We start from the raw sequence: 21,522 nt of genomic DNA on the forward strand, positions 1-21,522 counted from the left end.
GTGCGGCGCGGAGGCGCCGCGCGACACGTCATGTCAGTTACGCGACGCTCTCAAGGAAAGCACCATGTGGAAGAAGATATTGTCGGGCAGCGCCATCCTCCTGGGCACGATGCATGGCGCCATGGCCGCCGACGCGTTTCTGACGAAGTCGAACGCGCAATGTGAAAATCCCGCGCCCGCCGCCATGCGCGACGAGGAAGTCGCGTCGTTCTACCGATTGCAGGTGCTGGGCGCGGCGTCGATGGATGGCGTCACGCGAATCTATTATGGCAAAGGCCTCGATCAATATGGGGACTTGCGGCTGCCCCGCGGCGCCGGGCCCTTTCCGCTGGCGATCGTCGTGCACGGCGGCGCGTGGCTGGCATCGGTGAATGCCGACTACACGGCACCGCTCGCGAAACGGCTCGCCGACGCCGGCATCGCCACCTGGAACATCGAATACAGCCGCATCGGCAGCGGCGGCGAATGGCCGGGCTCTTTCAAGTCCGTCGCCGCGGCGGCCGATTTCGTTCGCGTACTGGCCCGGCAGTACCCGATCGATCTCCAGCGCGTCATCACGGTGGGACATTCCTCCGGTGGGCATTACGCGCTCTGGCTGGCGGCACGGCACAACCTAAAGGCCGACTCGCCGCTCTACGATGCGGATCCGCTGCCGTTGCGGGGAGTGGTCTCGCTCGATGGCACGCCCGATCTCGCAGCGTTCGCCGCATTGCCGCGAGGACGCAGGATCATCCCGACATTGCTCGGCGCGGACACCGATGCGCAATGGCAGCAACGCTATGCCGAAACCTCCCCGGTCGACCTCGTGCCCCTCGGCGTGCCGCAATACTTCCTGACCGAAAACAGCGACCGGCTGGCGTCCATCCTGTCCTATATTCATAAAAGCCAGGCGGCGGGCGACGCGGTGACGTACGATATCGCGTGCCCGCCGAACCACTTCACGACGGTGGACGTCGCTCAGCCGACGATGGCGAATGCGATCGTCGCGGCGTCGCGGCGGTTGTTGAACGGCGGAAAGTAAGATTTTTGGGCAGGTACTGACCGGGCGACGGCCGCCAGGGAGGGGGAACCGCCGCGGCCGCCCCGTCAGTCGGGATCGCCGGGCAGGACGGCATCGCCGGCACCATCCGCATGACCCGCCTCACCCGCGTCACCGGCGCCGTCCGCGCCGTCCGCGTCGCCCGCGCCCGGTGCGAACGACAGTTCGCCCTGCACCGGCCGATGACCGGCATGCGCCTCGTCCGCCCGCGTCAGACTGCTGGCCCGCACACCGAGCAAGCGCAGGCGGCGCGTCAGGGGAATCCGCTTCAAACATTCGGTGGCCGCGTGCCGGATACCGGCCGCGTCTCCGATCGGAGCAAGCAAGGTCACGTCGCGGGTCACCGTCCGGAAGTCGTCGAAACGTAATTTGAGACCGATCGTCTGCCCGACATAGCCTTTGCGCCGCAGATCGTCGGCAAGCCTGACGCACAATGCCGTGAAGGCCGCGGACAACGCGGGACGGTCCCCTTTCGGATGCAGATCGCGCTCGAACGTCGTCTCCCGGCTCATCGATTTCGGTTCCGAGCTGACCACCACCGGCCGGTCGTCCCGTCCCTGCGCGGCCTCCACCAGCCAACCGGAATAGGACCGCCCGAAATGCGTCTGCAGCAGGCCGGCGTCCGCGGCCGCCAGGTCGCCCACCGTCAGGATGCCGAGCCCGGCCAGCTTCTCGCTCGCCTTCGGCCCGATGCCGTTGACCTTGCGCACCGACAGCGGCCAGATGCGCAACGGGATGTCCGCGGGCGTCAACAACGTGAGGCCGTCCGGCTTGTCGAGTTCCGAGCCGATTTTCGCCAGCAGCTTGTTCGGCGCGACGCAGATCGAGCAGGTCAGGCCGGTCGCCGCGTGGACCGCCCGTTTGATGCGGGCGGCGATGTCCGGGGACGCGCCGGCGATCTCGGTGAGATCGATATAGATTTCATCGATGCCGCGATCCTCGATCTGCGCGGTGAAAGCCGCGACCGCCGTCTTGAAAAGACGCGAATAATGGCGATAGGAATCGAAGTCCGTCGGCAGCAGCACCGCGTCGGGCGCGAGCTGTGCGGCTTTCATCATGCCCATCGCGGAAAACACGCCGAGCGCGCGCGCCTCGTAGGTCGAGGTGGTGACGACGCCGCGTCCCGCATAATCGCGCAACCGCGCGAAACGGCGGCTGCCGTCGGGGAGCGTCTCGGGCGCCGCGGCCCGCCCGCCGCCGATCACCACCGCCTGCCCGCGCAACTCCGGGTAACGCAACAGTTCGACGGACGCGTAGAACGCGTCCATATCGAGATGGGCGATGCGGCGGGATCCGGCGGTCATGGTCCCCGTATGTTAACTGAAGTCGGGGCGGTGGGCCCGATCGCGTCACCCGACGGCATCACGGCGCTCGGCGCGCCCCAGGGTGCCTCCGGCGCCCGTCAGATCACGGAACCGTCGCTCGGACGGCCGCCGCCAAAGGCGGGCATCAGGACATCCTGGCGGCTATCTCAGAGACACGCACGCCATAGAGGCGTGCGGTTTCCAGGTCTCCCGACGACATTTCTTCGGGAGCGGCATCCGCCGGCGTCTGCGCCATCGGGCCCAGAAAAGAACCCATACGATTGATGTCATCTCGCCGGGAAGCCTTCGTATTGGACGACTTCATCCCCATGCCCACCCAAACCCCGCGATGCTGTGCGGCAAGCAGGGAGAAATACTGCAATGTCGCCAGCTTGTCCCCGTTGATACTGGCGCTGTTGGTGAAGCCTCCGAAAACCTTGTCTTTCCATGCGTCGGCGAACCAGGGCCTGGACGAAGCATCGGCGAACTTCTTGAATTGCCAGCTTGGGCCGCCCATATAGGTGGGCGAGCCGAGAATGATGTATGGCGCCGCATCGATGTCCGCCCACGCCTGGTCCGACAAATCACCGTCGGCATCGATTTGCAGCAGGCGCGCTTTCGCGCCGTCCGCCACGGCATCGGCCATGCGCTGGGTGTGGCCGTAGCCCGAATGGAATATGACGACACCTTTCGTCTCCAAAATACGGTGGTTCATGACAAATCCTCGATGAAAAGTACTACTGATCGGTTGTAACGCATCGCATTTTCCAGGTTTCGCGAGACCGGCCCTTCCGGCTTCCGGGATGCCGACTATGCGCTACACAGCTTTTGCTATAAAGTATTCCAATAAAAACTCATTGTTACCCTGGTAAATAACAATGCAAAATCTCGATGCGCTGGCGATCTTTGTTCGCGTCGCGGAAATGGGCAGTTTCACCCGCGCCGCGGAGAGCCTGGGCATCCAGAAAGGCAGAGCGTCGAAGGTCATTCGTCAAATCGAGACACAGATGGGCGCACGACTGTTGCACCGCTCGACGCGAACGGTCCGGTTGACGGAGGATGGACGAAGCTTCCATGCCCGTGCATGCGCGTTGCTCGCCGACGCCGAGGATCTCGGTTCGATGTTCGCAGGAAACGAGGTGCCTCTACGCGGCCGTCTCCGGGTCGACCTGCCGACCGAATTCGCTCGCTCCACCATCGTGCCCGCCTTGCCGGCGTTCATGCAAAACTATCCGGGAGTCGAACTGGAAATCTCCAGCACCGACCGGCGCGTCGATCTGATTCAGGCGGGGATGGATTGCGTGCTCCGAATCGGCGGAATCGCCGATGAAACGCTGGTTGCGCGAAAGCTCGGATCCTTGCGGATGGTCAATGCGGCGAGTCCTGCCTACCTTGCGCGGTATGGCGTACCGCACACGCTCGCCGACCTGCTGGCGCAGGGCCATCGCATGGTTCACTACACCCCGACATTGGGCAACCGGCCGCCAGGCTGGGAATATCCGGACGGCGCCGGCTATGCGATGCTCGCGCTTCCCGGCTCGCTCTGCGTCAACAACGTGCAGACGTACCATGGCGCGGGACTGGCCGGGTTGGGGCTGATACAGGCCGGGCTTCCGAGCCTGAGGGCCTTCCTCCTGACCGGCGAGCTCATCGAAGTCCTTCCGGATTTGCTGCCGGAGCCGTTGTCGGTATTCGTTGTCGTCGCGCACCGGCAAAACCTTTCGCGCCGCGTGCGCGTTTTCGTCGCGTGGCTCGAGCAGATCCTGGAGCCTTATCTCGACCGTTAGCACGCGCCGATATCCCCATGAAAACGCACCGCGTTTTTCGTCAGTCGGCCCCGGGGGAAGAACCCGCGCTGCCATGACTGAGCCAGTCGAGCAGTTGCCCGTTTTCCAGCCGTTCGCCGGGCGCGCGCCGCATCGCGACGCCCACCGCGAGCACGTCGATGATCAGCAGGTGCAGCACGCGCGACATCATCGGCAGCTGGTTGTCGCCGAGCTCGATCGGATCCGTTTCGAGCACGACGCTGGCCTTGCGCGCCAGCGGCGAATGGCGCGACGTGATGCCGATCACCAGCACGCCCGCGTCGCTCGCGCGTTCGAGCAAGGGCAGCAGGCCCGGCAGCCGCCCGGAACGCGAGATCACGATGATCACGTCGCCCGCGCCCAGCAGCGGCACCGACGCGGTCTGCAGGTGCAGGTCGCTATAGGCGATGGTCGACACGCCCAGGCGCAGGAACTTGTAATGCGCGTCGTGCGCGACCACTGCCGAGCTGCCCTGTCCGTAGATCTCGATCCGGCGCGCCGCCAGCAGGCCGCGAATCGCCTTCTCGACCTGGGCGAAGTTCAGGCGCTCGCGCAATTGCAGGATCGCCGACACGGTGTTGTCGAGCACTTTTGCGCCGAACTCGCTGGCCGGGTCGCCCAGACGCACCTGACTGTGCGCCACCGGCACGGTGCCCTTGATCTGGGTGGCGAGCTTGAGCTTGAAGTCCGACAGCCCCTCGCACCCCATCGAACGGCAGAAGCGGATCACCGTCGGCTGGCTGACGCCGGCGCGCTCGGCGATGCGCGCGACCGGGTCGCTCATCACCGAGCGTGGATGCAGCAGACTCAGGTCCGCGACCCGGCGCTCCGCGGGGCTGAGCCGGTCGAGCGATTCGCGGATCCGCGCGAAGAACGCCACCTGGCCGCCGCGCCCTTCGGCGAGATGCTCGGAGAGAATCGCGGAAACGCCCAGAAAGGACGGATGCTCGGCATCGATGAGAAAGGTGGGGATCTGCGCCAGATAATCGTTGAAACGGCCTTTCGCCTCGAAGCGCGTGCGAAACGACGAGCGCTCGAACAGCGCGCCCAGCCGCGGCACCACGCCCCCGCCCACGTACAGACCGCCCAGGGCGCCGAAGGACAAGGCGACGTTGCCGGCGAAGGTCCCGAGCACGGCGCAGAAACAGTCGATGGTTTCCAGCGCCGCGCGCTCGCCGGCATGCGCGCGCTGCACGATTTCGGCGACGTCCGGCGGCGCGGTGCCCCGCGCACGCGGGCCGCGCGTCAGCGCCTGGTGGATCAACGCGATGCCGGGGCCGCCGGCGATGCGCTCGAACGACACATGCGCCCATTGCCGTTTCGCGAATTCCAGCACGCGCAATTCGCGATCGTCCGCCGGCGCGAAGCTGGCGTGCCCGGCCTCGCTGCCGAGCGCGATCCAGCGATCCCGCGTGCGGATCAGCGCCGAGGCGCCCAGGCCCGTGCCCGCGCCGATCACCCCGATCACGTGATCGGCGCGCCCCTTCGTACCCACGGCCCGCCCCACCGGGCGGCGCTCCCGTTCGCGCAGGCGCGGCAGCGCCATCGCCAGCGCGGTGAAGTCGTTGACGACCAGCAGCGTCTCGAAACCGAACCGCCGGCGCGTCGCCTCGATCGAAAACTGCCAGGAAAAATTGGTCATCCTGACGGTATCGCCATCCACCGGATTGGCGATGGCGATCGCCGCATGCGCGATCGGCACGCCGACGCCGCGCGCGCTTTCCGCAATCTCCGCGAGGTAGCGGGCAATGGCCGCTTCCACGGTTTCGAAGCCGTTGCAGGGATACACCCTGATTTCGGATAAACGATGCGAGGCGTGCTCCATCGCGAAACGCGCATGCGTGCCGCCGATATCGGCAAGCAACCGTGGGCCGTCGGCGAACGTCTCCGATTCATTGCCGACGTCCGCCGTCAATCCGGCCGAAACGTTCGCCGGGAGTCTCACTTGTGTATCCATGATCGGGCGTGCCGGTATGCGAAAGTATGCGGGACGAAGCGTCGGCGCGAATGGGAGGGAAAGCCGACGGATCCGGCCAGACCGATTATTTTTTTTTGCCGCGACAACGCGGATGTAGTCGGATGTCAGGTCGATCGCGCCGTTCGCCAAAATTCGAAAAACAGAATCTTCGGTATTCGACTATCCGTATTCACCCTTATTAAAAGCGCTGAATCGCGCCCTGCACCCGACGATTTTAGCCTTTCACAAAGGTTTGTTTAGGTCTCTTTGACACAAGGATGTAGTTTAACTACAATCGGCCAGAGCGTTAAGCCTGGCGTCCATTTCGGTTACCGAACAAGGGTTTACCCTGACACCGGGCCGGGCGCGCAAAAGAGAAATCCGCACGTGTCACGGTTGATTCGCCGTGGCCGCGACGGCAAAAAGAGATTTCTAAAGAGGGCCCGGCCACGGGTCTTCGTCCAACGTTGGAGGAGAGTGGTAATGAAAATCCGCGCATCTATCGTCGCCCTGACCACGGTCGGCCTGCTGTCCGGCGCCAGCGCCGCGCAGGCCGCCCAATCGCTCGAAGTCCTGCACTGGTGGACCTCGGGCGGCGAGTCGAAGGCCGTCGGCGTGCTCAAGCAGGACATGGAGAAGGAAGGCTATCAGTGGAAGGATGTCGCGGTGGCCGGCGGCGCCGGCGCCAACGCGATGACCGCCCTCAAGACCCGCGTGATCTCGGGCAACGCGCCCAGCGCCGCGCAGATCAAGGGGCCGGCGATCCAGGAATGGGCCGAGCAGGACCTGCTGCAGGAGATCGATCCGGCAGCCAAGGGCTGGGCCCAGGTGCTGCCGCCGGAAATCGACAAGATCATCAAGCATGACGGCCATTACGTGGCCGCGCCGTTCTCGGTGCACCGCGTCAACTGGCTGTGGGTCAACGCCGACCTGCTGAAGAAAGTCGGCGCGCAGCCGCCCACCACCTGGCCCGAATTCTTCGCGGTGGCCGACAAGATCAAGGCGGCCGGACAAGTCGCCATCGCCGCCGGCGGCCAGCCGTGGCAGGATCTGACGATCTGGGAAACGGTCGTGCTCTCGCAAGGTCCGGCGTTCTACAAGAAGGCGATCGTCGACCTCGATCCGAAGACGCTGAATTCGCCGCAGATGGTCCAGGTCTTCGATACGGTGCGCAAGATCACCACCTATTTCGACAAGGGCTACTCGGGCCGCGACTGGAACCTGGCGACCGCGATGGTGATCAACGGCCAGGCCGGCTTCCAGTTCATGGGCGACTGGGCGAAGGGCGAGTTCGCGAACGCGAACAAGGTGGCGGGCAAGGATTATCTGTGCATTCCGGCCCCCGGAACCGCGACGTCGTTCACGTTCAACGTCGACTCCTTCGTGTTCTTCAAGCAGAAGGATCCGGCCGCGCTGAAGGGTCAACTGGCCCTGGCGAGCACGATCATGACGCCGGACTTCCAGCGCCAGTTCAGCCTCTACAAGGGCTCGATCCCGGTTCGTCTGGGCACCGACGAATCGAAGTTCGACGAGTGCGCGCGCAAGTCGATCGCCGACGAAAAGGTCGCGATCAAGGGCGGCGCCTTCGTGCCGTCGCTGGCACACGGCATGGCGCAACTGGATGCCACCGCCGGCGCGATGACCGATGTCGTCACCCACTTCATGAATTCGACCCAGGATTCGAAGTCCGCCGCAGCCGATCTGGCACGCGCCGCGAAGACGAAGTAACCGCCTGACGCTTTACCCTGCCGAGCCGGCCGGATGTGCGGTGTCCTCCTGGACGCGCACCTCCCCCCGGCTCTTTCTTTGAAAGAGACCCCGTCACGTGCCGTTCGGCGCGGCGCGGGGTCCAAGGAGTCGAGAGTGACAACATCCGTCAACCCGGTCCGGCGCCAGAAGACCGCGTCATCGTTCTCGGGCGCGGCAGACCGCTGGTTGCCAAAGCTGGTCCTGGCGCCCAGCGTCGTGCTCAGCCTCGTCTTCGTCTACGGTTTCATACTGATCACCGGCTATCTGTCGCTGACGAAATCGCGGCTGCTGCCCAACTACACCTTCGCCGGGCTGGACCGCTATCGGCAACTGTTCGCCAACGACGTGTGGTGGACGTCGGCCGCGAACCTTGCCTGGTTCGGCATCCCGTTCATCGCCATCTGCGTCGTGCTCGGCCTGTTCGTGGCGATCCTGCTCGATCAGCGCATCCGCGCGGAGGGCGCGCTGCGCGCGATCTTCCTGTACCCGATGGCGCTGTCCTTCATCGTCACCGGCACGGCCTGGCAGTGGATCCTGAACCCCGGCCTGGGCATCGAGAAGACGCTGCACGACTGGGGCTGGACCAGCGTCACCTTTGACTGGCTGGTCAACCCGGACAAGGCGATCTTCTGCGTCGTGATCGCCGCGGTGTGGCAGTCCACCGGCTTCTGCATGGCGCTGTTCCTGGCCGGACTGCGCGGCGTCGACGCGGAAATCTTCAAGGCGGCGCAGGTCGACGGCGCGAGCCTGCCGACCATCTACTGGAAGATCGTGATTCCCGGCATGCGGCCGGTGTTTTTCTCGGTCCTGCTGATTCTCAGTCACCTGACGATCAAGACCTTCGATCTCGTGGTCGCGCTCACCGCGGGCGGCCCGGGCACGTCGTCGTCCCTGCCGGCGATGTTTATGTACACCTATTCCTTCAACCGGGGCCAGCTCGGCGTCGGTGCCGCGTCGTCGATGATGATGCTGGTCACGGTGATCGCGGTACTCGTGCCGCTGATGTATATGGAGTCGAGGAGCACCCGCAATGGCATCTAAGCTGAGCGTCGGCCGCGTGCTGATCTATATCCTGCTGCTGGCGATGGCGGTGTATTTCCTGTTCCCGCTTTACGTGATGGTGTCGACCTCGTTCAAGGACATCGACACGCTGCGCAACGGCAACCTCCTGACGCCGCCCACGTCGCTGAGCTTCGCGCCCTGGGTCAAGGCCTGGAGCGGCGCCTGCACCGGCGTGCGCTGCGACGGCATGCAGCCGTACTTCATGAACTCGGTGCGCATGGCGATTCCCGCCGTGCTGCTCTCGTCGATCATCGGCGCGTTCAACGGCTATGTGCTCACGCACTGGCGTTTTCGCGGCGTCGACGCGCTGTTCACGATGCTGCTGGTCGGCTGCTTCATCCCGTTCCAGGCGATTTTGCTGCCCATGGCGACGATGCTGGGCCGGCTGGACCTCGCGAACACGACCACCGGCCTGGTGCTGGTGCACGTGATCTACGGCATCGCCTTCACGACGATGTTCTTCCGCAATTTCTACGTGGGCGTGCCGGGTGAACTGATCAAGGCCGCGCGGATCGACGGCGCGGGATTCTTCACGATCTTCGTGCGCATCCTGCTGCCGATCTCCCTGCCGATCTTCATGGTCTGCCTGATCTGGCAGTTCACGCAGATCTGGAACGACTTCCTGTTCGGCGTGGTATTCGCCGGCACGGATTCCATGCCGATCACCGTCGCGCTGAACAATCTGGTGAACACGTCGACCGGCGTCAAGGAATACAACGTCGACATGGCCGGGGCGATCATCGCCGCGCTGCCGACGCTGCTGGTGTATATCGTGGCCGGACGCTATTTCGTACGCGGCCTGACGGCAGGCGCGGTCAAGGGCTAATCCCTCATTCAATGTGTCACGCAGCGGCTGATGTGTCACAAAAACGCATTCAAGGATTTCACAGCATGGCCAGTCTGACGATACGCAATGTACGCAAGACCTACACGAACGGCGTCGAGGTGCTCAAGGGCGTCGACATCGACGTCGAGGACGGTCAGTTCCTGATCCTGGTCGGCGGCTCCGGCTGCGGCAAGTCGACGCTGCTGAACATGATCGCCGGGCTCGAGACGGTCTCCTCCGGGGAGATCCTGATCGGCGGCAAGAAGGTCAACGACCTCTCGCCGAAAGACCGCGACATCGCGATGGTGTTTCAATCGTACGCGCTCTACCCGTCGATGACGGTGCGGCAGAACATTTCCTTCGGGCTCAACATCCGCAAGGTGCCGAAGGCGGAACAAACGCAGATCGTCGAGCGCGTGTCCGAGATGCTGCAGATGTCGCATCTGCTCGACCGCAAGCCCGGTCAGCTCTCCGGCGGTCAGCGGCAGCGGGTGGCGATGGGCCGCGCGCTGGCGCGCGACCCGGCGATGTTCCTGTTCGACGAACCGTTGTCGAATCTCGATGCGAAACTGCGCATCGAGATGCGCTCGGAAATCAAGTTGCTGCATCAGCGCCTGGGCACGACGATCGTCTACGTCACGCACGACCAGATCGAGGCGATGACGCTCGGCGACCGGATCGCGGTGATGAAGGACGGCGTGGTCCAGCAATACGGCTCGCCGCAACAGATCTACGACAGCCCGAGCAACCTCTTCGTCGCCGGCTTCATCGGTTCGCCGCCGATGAACTTCATCCGCGGCAAGCTGGTATCGGCGGTAGGCAGCGCCTCCACGACGTCGCAGGCGGCGGCGCCGGGGGCGGTGATCGGCGCGGCGTTCAACTCGGGGGTGGGCGTCGAGGTCGAGCATCGTGGGCAACGCAGCGTGTTGAACCTGCCGTTCGAGGCCGGCACGCTGCATGGGCAGATCGGGCGCGAGGTGATTCTCGGCCTGCGCCCGGAGCAGATCACCGATCGCGAAACCGGCCATACCGGCCTGATGCAGTCGATCGCGATCCGCCCCGACGTGCTCGAACCCACCGGCCCGGACACGCTGCTGTTCTTCCAGCTGAACGGCGCGCGTGTCATCAGCCGCGTGCATCCGGGCGCGGTGACCTCGCTCGGCCACGACGTGCCGCTCTGGTTCGACGTGTCCAAGGCGGTGCTGTTCGACGCCGCGACCGAGGCGCGGATCGCCTGAGCCGAAGCGCGCCTACCGGGCGCGTTGGGCACAGGGCACCGCGGCGACGGTGCCCGTCACTTCTGCCAGATACGACCAGCACGCCCCCGCAGGCAGATGCATGACGCCGGTCGTCCACGCCGTGAGCGTTATTCACTACACGGCGGCATCCACCGTGTCATCGTCGATATCGTGAAGCGTCGGTTCGTACCCGATCAGCAGCAAGGCGATGACCGGCACCACCGGCGCGATCGCCACGATCCAGAACATATTGGTGCCGAAGCGGGCGTTGAGCACCGGCAGGACGAACAGCGCGATCGCCTGCCCGAAACCCGCCAGCGCGCGGCCGAAACCGACGCCGGTGCCACGGATCGCCGTCGGGTAAGCCAGCGCGGGATAGATCATCATCTGCGCGCCCGGGCCGAACCCTTCGGCGAACAGCCAGGTACCCAGCATCAGGATCGCCGCGCCGATGCCCAGCGCCGCGTGCGGATGGCCGAGCAGCGCCAATACCACCAACGCGACGAACTGCAGCGCGAAACCCGCGATCGCGACATGGCGCGAGGCATATCGGTAGGCGAGCCGCATGCCGAGCAGCCCGCCCGTCAGCGCGAACAGCACGTTCAACGCAAGCGATGCGGCGATCGTCTGGAACACCCCCGCACCCAGAAACTGCGACAGGATCGTCGGCAGGAAAAACGCGATCGCGGTGTATTCGAACGGAATGAACAGGTTCATCGCGCTGGCCGCCAGCGTGCGTTGCAGGTAAGGCTTGCGGAACAGCACGGTGAAACTCGGCGTCGCTGGCTGACTGCGCCGCCAGGCGTCGGCGACGTGATCCGGATCGGTATGCGCCTGGATGCCGTAGGATTCCTTCAATATCCGCACGGCGTCCGTCAGATTGCCCTGGTTCGCGGCCCACATCGGCGATTCATTCATGAATTTGCTGCGCACTGCGATGATGACCAGGGCCGGCACCGCGCCGAAGATCAGCGATGCGCGCCACAGCCATTGCTGATGCGCGGCAGGCAACAGGAAGTACAGGCCGAACACGATCAAAAAGCAGACGGACGAGGCCGCGTACCAGATCGGGCACCACGCGGCGAGCCGCGACGCCTTGTTGCCTTTGCCGCTGAATTTCGAGAATTCCGATAGGAAAGCCATCGCTACGGGAAGGTCGATCCCCACGCCCAGCCCCATCACGAAGCGGGCCGCGATCAACACCCACACGTTCGGCGCGAGCCCGGCCGCGATCGCGGCGACCACGAAGAACAGCATATCCGCCATGAAGACCTGGTAGCGGCCGATCTTGTCGGTGAGCCAGCCGCCGACGAGGCTGCCGAGGATGGTTCCGACCATGATCGACGACGTGACCAGGCCGCTCAGCGAGGGGCTGAGATGGAACTCGCGATTGACGTCCTGAATGCCATAGGACAGGGTCGTCAGGTCGTAGGCGTCGAGAAACACGCCTCCCAAGGCCAGGAGCACGACGATGCGCGCATGGCTGTTGCGGTTGTCGCTGATATTGATCAGTCGCGAGACATCGCTGGCGGAACGAATCGGCGCAGAGGTCGCGAGAGAGGGGTCCAAACCGGTAATGCTCAAGAGACACCTCCGCCATGAAGTTGGGATATTGACGACAAACTACCCTGTGTCTCCGTCGCGCTCCAATCGATAAATTGTGCGATGCATATTCCGCCAGCGCGAGCGCGCGGGCGGGCGCCCGCGTGTGTGCTCCCATCGCGGCCCCGCACGCCGGCCGCATTCCCCTTGACGCGCTATCCATCGGATGAATCGGTATAAGCGCGCCTTGCAGGTCTCCCTATACTGTCGCTCTCGAACATCCTCCACCGGCCTGCATCGCAACGGGATTTCATTCATGAGCCGACACGATTTCGTTTTTTCAGACAGCGTCGACGACGCCCGCCTCGCCGCGCGTTTCAAGCCGATATTCGACGATATCGCCGCGGGCGCCGTCGAGCGCGACCGTACCCGCGCCCTGCCCTACGACGCGGTGCGCCGTTTATCCGAAGCGGGATTCGGATCGATTCGCATTCCTGTCGAACAGGGTGGCGCGGGCGTCACGCTGACGCAGCTGTTCCGTCTTCTGATCGAACTGGGGGCGGCGGATTCGAATCTGCCGCAGATCCTGCGGGCGCACTTCGGCTTCGTCGAGGACTGGTTGAACGCACCGCCGGGGCCGGACCGCGACGCGTGGATCGCACGTTTCGTGCTCGGCGACATCGTCGGCGGCGCATGGACCGAAACCGGCGACGTCGCGCTCGGCCAGGTGGCGACGCAGCTGACGCGCACCCCGGAGGGCTGGACGTTGAGCGGCCGCAAGTACTACAGCACCGGGACCATCTTCGCCGACTGGATCGACGTCTACGCCCGGCATGCCGACCCTGCCGAGGGCGGCGACGTGATCGTGGCGGTCGACACGCGCGCCGCGGGCGTCACGATCGAAGACGACTGGGACGGTTTCGGTCAGAAAACCACCGGCAGCGGAACCACCGTGTTCGACGATGTGCGAATCGCCGATTCGCAGATCATTCCATTCGAACGCCGGTTCAAATACCAGACCGCGTTCTACCAGGTGTTTCATCTCGCCACCCTGGCCGGTATCGGCCGCGCGGTGGAACGCGATGCGGCGCGGGCGGTACGCGAGCGGACCCGGGTCTACAGCCATGGCAATGCGCGCAAGGTCGGCGACGACGCGCAGATTCAACAGGTGGTAGGCGAGATCGCCGCGTGGGCGTTCGCGGCGCAGGCCATCGCGCTGGCCGCGGCCGAGCCGCTGCAGCGGGCGTTCGACGCGCATTTCGCGCCGGGCCATGGTGCGCGGGACCCGGCCCAGGACTCGACGCACAGTCCGACGCAAGATCGGCATGCCGCCGAAAACCTCGCGAATGCCGATGCCGAAATTGCATCCGCGAAAGGCCAGATCGCGGTGACCGAGCTGGTGCTGCGCGCGGCCACCCATCTGTTCGACGCATTGGGCGCGTCGGCCGTCGGCGCGGGCAAGGCGTTCGACCGGCACTGGCGCAACGCGCGGACCGTGTCGTCGCACAATCCCATCGTCTACAAATCCCGCATCGTCGGCGACCGGGCGATCAACGGCACGGCGCCGAATACCGTCTGGCAGATCGGCGCGACACCCGCGAAAGCGTGACGAACAAGGAATCCGGCATGCATAAAACCATTCGTTTCAATGCCTTCGAGATGAACTGCGTCGGGCATCAGTCGCCGGGCCTGTGGTCGCACCCGCGCGACCGGTCGGCCGAATACAAGGACCTCGCCTACTGGACGGACCTCGCGAAGATCCTTGAGAAGGGCCTGTTCGACAGTATCTTCATCGCCGACGTGATCGGTTACTACGATGTCTACAAAGGCAGCAACCATCATGCGTTGCAGCAGGCCGCGCAGATCCCCGTCAACGACCCCTTGCAGCTCGCCGCGCCCATCGCGATGGTGACCGAGCATCTGGGCATCGGCATCACCGCGTCGACGACGTTCGAACACCCCTACACCTTCGCGCGCCGCCTCTCCACCGCCGACCATCACACCCGGGGCCGGCTTGCCTGGAACGTCGTGACCTCGTATCTGGAAAGCGGTGCGAAGAACATCGGCGAAGGCGGCCTGCGCCAGCACGCGAACCGCTATAAAGTCGCGGCCGAATATGTCGAGGTGCTGTACAAATTGTTCGAAGGCAGCTGGGAGGCCGACGCGATCGTCCGGGACAAGGATCGGGGCGTCTTCACCCGCCCGGAAAAGGTTCATGAAATCGGTCATCGCGGCACCTACTTCGACGTGCCCGGTCATCACCTCTGCGAGCCGTCGCCACAACGCACGCCCGTGCTGTTCCAGGCAGGCGCCTCGGGCCCCGGCAAGGCGTTCGCCGCACGGCACGCCGAGTGCGTATTCGTCGCCGCGCCGTCGAAACCGGTGCTGAAGGAGTATGTCGGCGATGTGCGGCGCCAGGCCGCCGCCGCAGGACGCGATCCGGCGAAAGTCCTGATCTACAATCTGGTCACCGTGATCGTCGCCGAAACCGATGCGAAAGCCCAGGCGAAGTTCGAGGAATATCAGCGCTATACCTCGTACGATGGTTCCCTGGTCTTCATGTCCGGGTGGACCGGCGTCGACTTCGGACAATACGCGCCGACCGATTTGGTGAAAAAAGTGGATACCAACGCAATCGTCTCGGCGATCGAACATCTGGCAGGCGGCGGCAGGTCGTGGACGATCGAGGAACTGGCCCGCTGGGGCGGCATCGGCGGGCTGGGTCCCGTCTTCGTCGGATCCGCGGCCACCGTCGCCGATATTCTCCAGAGCTGGATCGACGAAACCGACGTGGATGGTTTCAATCTGGCGTATGCCGTCGCGCATGAAACGTTCGAGGACGTCGTCCGGCATCTGGTGCCGGAATTGCAACGGCGCGGCGTCTACCGCCACGCGTATGCGCCCGGCACGCTGCGCGAGAAACTGTTCGGCGCGGGGCCGCTGCTCCCCGCGAGCCATCCGGCCGCGGCATTTCGGGATATCGAAAAAGTGAAACGGCGGGATGCGCGGAGCCGCACGGCAGCGTAAACGTCGAAGGCCTCCCTGCCCGGAGGTAGGGAGGCCTTCCAGGCCCAGGGCCTAGCCCAGTTGCGACGCTTGCGGTACCGTCACGGCACCTTGCGGGCCGCCGCCGGGGCGCCCACCGCCACCGCCATCACCGTGGCCGCCACCGCCGCCACCACCACCACCGCCACCGCCCGGCGGGCCCCACCAGCAACCGCCCAGGCTTGCCGTCAAGACGCCCACTACCGCCAACGCTGCGAGTTTTTTCATCGAATCGATCTCCATTTCGTGAGCTACACGGGGATAAGGGCTATTGCCTCAGCCGACGCATCGATCGTATCAGTTGCCGAACGGTACGTTGATACAAGACGTTACCGCGCCGGTGCGCCGTTTGTATGCATCGCATCGGCACGTACCGGCGACCAGCGGCCCCCAATACCGCCCGGATGGCAGGAATGTCAGGTAACGTTCCGTGTCATCGTGTAAGCCAATTGCAGGATTTCGTAAGGTTCGGTCGTCGTTGCATGCGATCCGGGCCGCATTCGATCCATGTCATAACCCCACGCGGCAAAAGGTCGGTATGCGGTTGCGGCCCGCCGCCGATGCCGTTCGCGTAAGATCATGTGCGCGGGTGCCGGCGGGACCCCTGCCCGCCAGCAGGGGTGCGCGTTCCGCCAGGAAGCCGGCTTCTTGAAAAACACGGTACAAGGGTTGAAGCAATGTCTGAACGGATGTCTGATGAAACGCTGCGGCGCATGGCGTCGATCGTGGCGCTCGCGGCCGCGCTCGGGCTGGTGGTACTCAAGGTCTGGGCCTGGCTCGCCACCGATTCGATTTCGATGCTGACTTCCGCGGCGGATGGCCTGGTGGACGTGGTCGCATCCTCCGTGACCTTCGCGGGCGTGCGCTACGCCGCGCGGCCGGTCGACAGCGGGCATCGCTATGGCCATGGCAAGGCCGAGGCGGTCGCGGCGTTCGTCCAGGCATTGCTGCTGGCCGGCGCCGCGCTCGGGCTTGGCATCGAGGCAACACACCGTCTGGTGATTCCGCAGCCGTTGAACCAGACCGGTTTCGGCATCTGGGTGATCGTGGGCAGTTCGGTCGCCGCCGCCGGTCTGGTCGCCATGCAGACGCTCGTCGTGAAGCGGACCGGTTCGACGGCCATCGCCGCCGACCGGGCGCACTACGTGACGGATGTCGCCGTCAACGTCGCGGTGCTCGTGGCGCTTCTGTTCGAACGCTTCTTCGGCTGGGCGCGGGCGGATTCCATCGGAGCATTGGCGATCTCCCTGTACATGGTGTGGAACGCGCGCGGAATGGCCGCGCATGCGCTGGTGCAACTGCTCGACCGCGAACTGGACGTCACGGAACGCTCCCGGATCGAAGACGCGGTCTGCGGCTGCGACGGCGTAAAGGACGTGCACGATATCCGCACGCGGGACGGCGGCGACCGGGTATTCGTCGAGTTTCACCTGGAGGTGGACGGGGCGCTGACCGTGCAGGAGGGCCATGAAATCGGCGACAACGCGGAGCGTGCGGTACGCCGGCTGTTTCAGGCGGCGGATGTGACCGCGCATCTGGAACCCGCCGGCATCGACGATGAGCGTCTGGACGATCTGATCAAATAGCGGTTCCGCCACTGGCGAAACAGGTATCGCACGCAGGGGCATCCGGCTGCACGACCAGCAGCGCGTCCAGCGCGACCGCGCCCTCGGGATACACCCGCAGCGGGTTGACATCGATCTCCCGAATCCGGGGATTGCCGGCAAGCACCTGCCCCAGGCACACGAGAACGTCGGCGACCGCCGCGACGTCCGGCACCGGTCCGCCCCGGAAGCCGCGCAGCAGCGCGGCGCCTTTCAGGCGCAGGATGTCACGCATGATGATGTCGCGCGGCAGGTCTGGCGGCAGCAGGCGGACATCCTGGAAGATTTCCGCCTGAACGCCGCCGAATCCCACAAGCAGGACCGCGCCCCATTCCGGATCGTTGCGGGCGCCGACGATCAGTTCCAGCCCCGGCGCGACCGCCCGTTCGACGAGCACGCCGTCCAGAATCAGCCCGGGCCGATGGCTCGCGATATGGGTGTGCAGTTGCTGCCAGCCCTGTGCGAGGGCATCGGCATCGGCCAGATTCAGCACCACGCCGCCGGCATCGCTTTTATGGGAAAGGTCGGCCGACTGCGCCTTCAGCACCACCGGAAAGCCGATATCCCGTGCCGCTGTCTGCGCATCCGCGCAACACGTCACGAAACGTCCATCGGGCACGGCGATACCCAGCGCGGCAAGCATGCGCTTGCCGCGATGTTCCGTCAGGACCCCGCCCGCCGCGGGGAGCGGAACGACCGTCGGCTCGACCGGCACGGTTGCCACCCCGCCATGCGCAGCACGCGCGCTCAACCGTGCCAGCGCGCGAAAGGCGCGCTCGGGAGAGGGATAATACGGCACGCCCAGCCTGCGCAATGCCCGGATATGGCGAGATGGCACGACCGCGCCGTCGTCGAGCCCCGCAAAGAGAAGCAACTGGCCTGGCGGGTGCGCCCGCACCGCCTCGATGATGAAAGGGAACTTCGCCGCGGCCGTGGTTTCGTCGGTCTGGATGATGACGAAGACGACGGCCGCCACGCGCACGTCGTCGCGCAGCGCCGCGAGCGTGCGGCCATACAGGCCCGGGTCGACCAACACCTGCGCGGTCAGATCGAGCGGATTGCCGACCGGCACGAAGGCCGGCAGCGCATCGCGGACAGCCGGGTTGCTGTCCGCGCTCATCGGCGGGAGATCCAGTCCGATGCGTTCGCATACATCCAGCGCCAGGGCCTTGAACGCGCCCGATTCGGTGATGACGGCGGTTCCGCCGGCGGCGACCGGCGCGCAACGGGCCGCGATTTCAACGATATCGCCCCATTCCTCCAGCGTCTCGGCGACCACCACCCCGGCGTGCTCGACCATCGTGCGCATGAGTCGATAATCGCTCGCGATGGCGCCCGTGTGGGTTGCCGCCGCCGCGCGCGCGCGATCGCTTTGCCCCGGATGCAGCAGCACGATGGTCTTGCCGGCCCGCCGGGCGCGCCGCGCCACGTCGAGAAAACGGGCCGGCTGACGAAACTGCTCGACCACCAGGGCGATCACGCGGGTAGGCGGATCGGTCAGCATGAATTCGAGATAATCCTCGACGCCGGTCGCCGCCTCGTTACCCGTCGAGACCGAATACGAGAGCGCGAGTTCCCGACTGGTCAGGGTCACGCCCAGCACCGCGGCCAGCGCGCCGCTTTGCGAAACGATGCCGATCCGCTCGCCGTGCGTCTTACGTGCCGGCGGGCTCGCGACAAAGCTCAACGCGATGCCATCGACGAAATTGATCAGTCCCAGACAGTTCGGTCCGACAATGAGCATCCCGCTCTCGAACGCCACGCGCGCCAACTCGCGCTGCAGCGCCAGGCCGGCGGTGCCGCTTTCGGCGAAACCGGAAGAGAAGATGATGGCCGCGCCCGCCTTGCGTTGCGCGAGTTGCCGGAGCGCGTCCAGCACGCCTGCCGCCGGGATCGCCAGCACCGCGACGTCGACGCCCTCGGGCAGCGCGCCGATCGCGCGCAGGCAGGGCCTCCCGTCGATCTCGTCGCGGTTCGGATTGACAAGATGAAGTTGCCCCGAAAATCCCATGCCGCACAGATTTTCGAGCACCGACGCGCCCAGGGCGCCGGGCGTCGCCGACGCGCCGACGATCGCCACGGTCCGCGGGCGCAGCAGCCGGCCGATGGCGTCCGGCGTCGCATGGCGCGCGTGTGCGGTCACCGTGCGTCCGCCCTGCCCCGGGTCGGGCCAATGCCGCGCGCCGGCGGCATGCACAGCAAGACCAGCACGGCGAGAACGGCACACCCGGTCATCACGCCGCTCATCGCCATGATTCCCAGCCGCGGAAACAGCAGCGCCACGAGCGAACTCGACGCCGCGCCGATCAGCATCTGAACCGAGGTCAGCAGGCCGCCGGTGACGCCGGCAAGAGCCGGCAAAGGGTCGAGCGCGCCGCGTGTGGCGCTTGGCGCGGCCAAGCCAAAGCTGAACGTGCTGGCGATCAACAACGGCATCACGCTCCCGAGAGAAACCCGGCCGAACGCCCCGAGCCCGAGCAATGCGGCGGTCGACAACATGGCCAGCACGACGGCCACCGCCAATACGCGCGGGCTGGCGACACCGCGGCCGACGATGAAGGCGTTGCAGGACGCGCCCGCCACGATACCGGCGCCGGTGAGGGCGAACATCCCCGCATAGACCGCCGGGCTCACATGCAGCAGCTTCTCCATTACGAGCGGCGAACCCGCGACATACGCGAACATCCAGCCAAAACCCAGGCCGTTGAGCAGGACCGACCGCACGACATCGCGGTGCCGGGATACCGTGGCATAGTCGTCTGCAAGGCGCGCCACCGAAAACCGCGTTTTTGGGCCCCGTACGGTTTCGCGCAGACCGATCCCGGCCACGAGCGCGGTCAGCAAACCGCAACCGGCCATCAACCCGTAGAGGCCGCGCCAGTGAACGCTCGCCAGCAGCGCCACGCCGACCGACGGCGCGACGATCGGCGCCACGTTGGCGACGACGGTGATCGCGGCGATTCTTTGCTGCATCGCCGCGCCATCGAACCGGTCGCGCACGATCGCCAGCGCGATGGTCATTCCGGCACCGGCGCCGAGCCCCTGGATGAGCCGCGCGACCAGCAGTACGCCGATGCCGGGGGCCAGCATCGCAAGCAGGCCGCCGCCCGTGAACAGCGCCAGGCCCAGCAACAGGGTCGGCTTGCGGCCCCGGGCATCGGACAAGGGACCATAGAAGAGCGGTCCGATCGCGAAACCCGCCATGAACAGGCTCAGCGTCAGTCCGGTCTGGCTGCTGGTGGCATGCAGGCTGGCGCCGATCTCGACCAGCGCGGGCAAGGCCATGTCGATGGAGATCGGTGCGAGGGCGGCCAACGCGCCCAGGAAAATCGCGAACAGGACGGCGCGGAAAGCGGCAAAAGCGCGCGCGCCCTGCTTCATGGCGTCAACACGACGCGACCGGCGGTGCCCGTCAGCACCGCGCGGTACGCACGTGCGGCCTCGGCCAGCGCGTAGCGCGCGGCGATGACCGGCGGCCGATAGCTGCCATCCTCGAAACCGGGCCGCAACGCTTCGAGAATCGTGGCGGCCGCACTCGGATCGCGTTTCAAGGTATCCACGCCGATCAGGCGGCTTTCGTTGTGATAGAAATCGGCGAGGTCGAATGTGACCTGGCGACGGTCGGTGGCGGAAATTTCGATGAGACGCCCGCGCAGGCCGAGCATGCCCAGCGCGGTGTCGAACATCGATCCGCCGACCGTATCGAACACCACCGTGGCACCGCCCTCCGTCAGCGCGTGCAGCCGTTCGACGACGTCGCCGGCGCGGCTGTCCAGCATCGTGTCGACGGCCGGATGGGATGGCGTGCCGCGCGTCACGCCGATGACTTTCGCGCCGAGGCGCCGCGCGATCTGCGCCGCCGCCCCGCCGACACCGCCCAGTCCGATGATCGCCACGGTGTCGCGCGCGGTGACCTGGGCGGCCTCGACGATGCCGCACCAGGCCGTGACGAAATTGACGCCGATCGATGCGGCCTCTTCGTGCGATAGCGTGCGCGGTTTGCGCCGCAGACTCGCGACGGGCACGGCCAGTTGTTCCGCATGCGTCCCATCGCGCGTGAAGCCGGTATCGCCGGAGCCCCACACGTCGGCACCGAGCCATTGCGTCGGACCGGCGACCACCACGCCGGAATAGTCCCGTCCGGGCGTGCGCGGCAGCGTGGTCTGGGTCATCCGGCCCGCGACGTTCTTCACATCACTCGGATTGATCGACGCGGCGAGCACCTTGACGATGGCGGTATCGGCCGAGGCGGCGGGCGACGGCAGATCCGCGGTGAACAGGACGTCCGGCTCGCCATGCCGCTCGAATCGCAATGCTTTCATGATGAATTCCGTTGAAGTGTCCGGGATCG

At 65.7% G+C, this 21,522-nt stretch carries 17 protein-coding genes; 9 read left to right on the plus strand and 8 right to left on the minus strand.

What is annotated here, in order from left to right; translation table 11 throughout:
* The first annotated feature begins 64 nt into the window (after positions 1-64).
* A complete protein-coding gene (locus OVY01_RS01420) occupies positions 65-1,021 on the plus strand; it encodes an alpha/beta hydrolase family protein (RefSeq protein WP_267845071.1) in 957 nt (318 codons plus the stop codon).
* 65 nt (positions 1,022-1,086) lie between these two features.
* On the opposite strand, the gene dinB is transcribed toward OVY01_RS01420, so the two are convergent.
* Together dinB and OVY01_RS01430 are read right to left on the minus strand one after the other, a co-directional pair.
* Positions 1,087-2,343 carry a DNA polymerase IV gene (gene dinB, locus OVY01_RS01425; protein WP_267845073.1) on the minus strand — a complete coding sequence of 419 codons (1,257 nt, stop codon included), beginning with the start codon at positions 2,341-2,343 and terminating at the stop codon, positions 1,087-1,089.
* 145 nt (positions 2,344-2,488) lie between these two features.
* Positions 2,489-3,058, minus strand: a complete 570-nt coding sequence (locus tag OVY01_RS01430; protein ID WP_267845075.1) for a flavodoxin family protein — start codon at positions 3,056-3,058, stop codon at positions 2,489-2,491.
* 163 nt (positions 3,059-3,221) lie between these two features.
* Between OVY01_RS01430 and OVY01_RS01435 the strand changes: the two genes are divergently transcribed.
* Positions 3,222-4,130 (plus strand): LysR family transcriptional regulator, encoded by a 909-nt coding sequence (locus tag OVY01_RS01435; RefSeq protein ID WP_267845077.1) that lies wholly within the window; start codon positions 3,222-3,224, stop codon positions 4,128-4,130.
* Positions 4,131-4,170: 40 nt separating this feature from the next.
* Here the strand turns inward: OVY01_RS01435 and glk are convergent, their stop codons facing one another.
* Positions 4,171-6,105 (minus strand): glucokinase, encoded by a 1,935-nt coding sequence (gene glk / locus OVY01_RS01440; protein WP_267845078.1) that lies wholly within the window; start codon positions 6,103-6,105, stop codon positions 4,171-4,173.
* 483 nt (positions 6,106-6,588) lie between these two features.
* Between glk and OVY01_RS01445 the strand changes: the two genes are divergently transcribed.
* The 4 genes from OVY01_RS01445 (at position 6,589) to OVY01_RS01460 (ending at position 10,980) form a co-directional block, all read left to right on the plus strand.
* Complete coding sequence (locus OVY01_RS01445; RefSeq protein WP_267845080.1) at positions 6,589-7,833, plus strand: ABC transporter substrate-binding protein; 1,245 nt, start codon at positions 6,589-6,591, stop codon at positions 7,831-7,833.
* Between the two features lie 135 nt (positions 7,834-7,968).
* Entirely contained in the window at positions 7,969-8,895 is a 927-nt protein-coding gene (locus OVY01_RS01450; RefSeq protein ID WP_267845082.1) for a carbohydrate ABC transporter permease, read from the plus strand.
* A complete protein-coding gene (locus tag OVY01_RS01455; RefSeq protein ID WP_267845084.1) occupies positions 8,885-9,742 on the plus strand; it encodes a carbohydrate ABC transporter permease in 858 nt (285 codons plus the stop codon). The genes OVY01_RS01450 and OVY01_RS01455 overlap by 11 nt, the downstream gene beginning before the upstream one ends.
* Positions 9,743-9,807: 65 nt before the next feature.
* The gene (locus OVY01_RS01460) at positions 9,808-10,980 is read left to right on the plus strand and encodes an ABC transporter ATP-binding protein (RefSeq protein ID WP_267845085.1); all 1,173 of its coding nucleotides are present in this window, start codon (positions 9,808-9,810) and stop codon (positions 10,978-10,980) included.
* Positions 10,981-11,115: 135 nt separating this feature from the next.
* On the opposite strand, the gene OVY01_RS01465 is transcribed toward OVY01_RS01460, so the two are convergent.
* Entirely contained in the window at positions 11,116-12,558 is a 1,443-nt protein-coding gene (locus tag OVY01_RS01465; protein ID WP_267847634.1) for an MFS transporter, read from the minus strand.
* A gap of 280 nt (positions 12,559-12,838) precedes the next feature.
* Here OVY01_RS01465 and OVY01_RS01470 point away from each other — a divergent pair, with 280 nt between their 5' ends.
* Both OVY01_RS01470 and OVY01_RS01475 read left to right on the plus strand, forming a co-directional pair.
* Positions 12,839-14,131: an acyl-CoA dehydrogenase family protein gene (locus OVY01_RS01470; RefSeq protein ID WP_267845087.1), complete on the plus strand. Its 1,293-nt coding sequence runs from the start codon at positions 12,839-12,841 to the stop codon at positions 14,129-14,131.
* A gap of 17 nt (positions 14,132-14,148) precedes the next feature.
* On the plus strand, positions 14,149-15,549 hold the full coding sequence (locus OVY01_RS01475) for an LLM class flavin-dependent oxidoreductase (RefSeq protein ID WP_267845089.1): 1,401 nt from the start codon (positions 14,149-14,151) through the stop codon (positions 15,547-15,549).
* A 51-nt stretch (positions 15,550-15,600) separates the two neighbouring features.
* On the opposite strand, the gene OVY01_RS01480 is transcribed toward OVY01_RS01475, so the two are convergent.
* On the minus strand, positions 15,601-15,795 hold the full coding sequence (locus OVY01_RS01480; RefSeq protein ID WP_267845091.1) for a hypothetical protein: 195 nt from the start codon (positions 15,793-15,795) through the stop codon (positions 15,601-15,603).
* 461 nt (positions 15,796-16,256) lie between these two features.
* Here OVY01_RS01480 and OVY01_RS01485 point away from each other — a divergent pair, with 461 nt between their 5' ends.
* On the plus strand, positions 16,257-17,153 hold the full coding sequence (locus OVY01_RS01485; protein WP_267845093.1) for a cation diffusion facilitator family transporter: 897 nt from the start codon (positions 16,257-16,259) through the stop codon (positions 17,151-17,153).
* Here the strand turns inward: OVY01_RS01485 and OVY01_RS01490 are convergent.
* From OVY01_RS01490 to OVY01_RS01500, 3 genes are read right to left on the minus strand one after another with little or no spacing between them, the layout of a single operon-like run.
* Complete coding sequence (locus tag OVY01_RS01490) at positions 17,146-19,314, minus strand: acetate--CoA ligase family protein (RefSeq protein WP_267845094.1); 2,169 nt, start codon at positions 19,312-19,314, stop codon at positions 17,146-17,148. The genes OVY01_RS01485 and OVY01_RS01490 overlap by 8 nt on opposite strands.
* The gene (locus OVY01_RS01495) at positions 19,311-20,552 is read right to left on the minus strand and encodes a multidrug effflux MFS transporter (protein ID WP_267845095.1); all 1,242 of its coding nucleotides are present in this window, start codon (positions 20,550-20,552) and stop codon (positions 19,311-19,313) included. Before OVY01_RS01495 ends, OVY01_RS01490 begins: the two co-directional genes overlap by 4 nt.
* A complete protein-coding gene (locus OVY01_RS01500; protein WP_267845096.1) occupies positions 20,549-21,493 on the minus strand; it encodes a quinone oxidoreductase family protein in 945 nt (314 codons plus the stop codon). The genes OVY01_RS01495 and OVY01_RS01500 overlap by 4 nt, the downstream gene beginning before the upstream one ends.
* Between the last annotated feature and the right edge of the window lie 29 nt (positions 21,494-21,522).

This window comes from Robbsia betulipollinis (assembly GCF_026624755.1).
Taxonomy (GTDB): Bacteria; Pseudomonadota; Gammaproteobacteria; order Burkholderiales; family Burkholderiaceae; genus Robbsia; species Robbsia betulipollinis.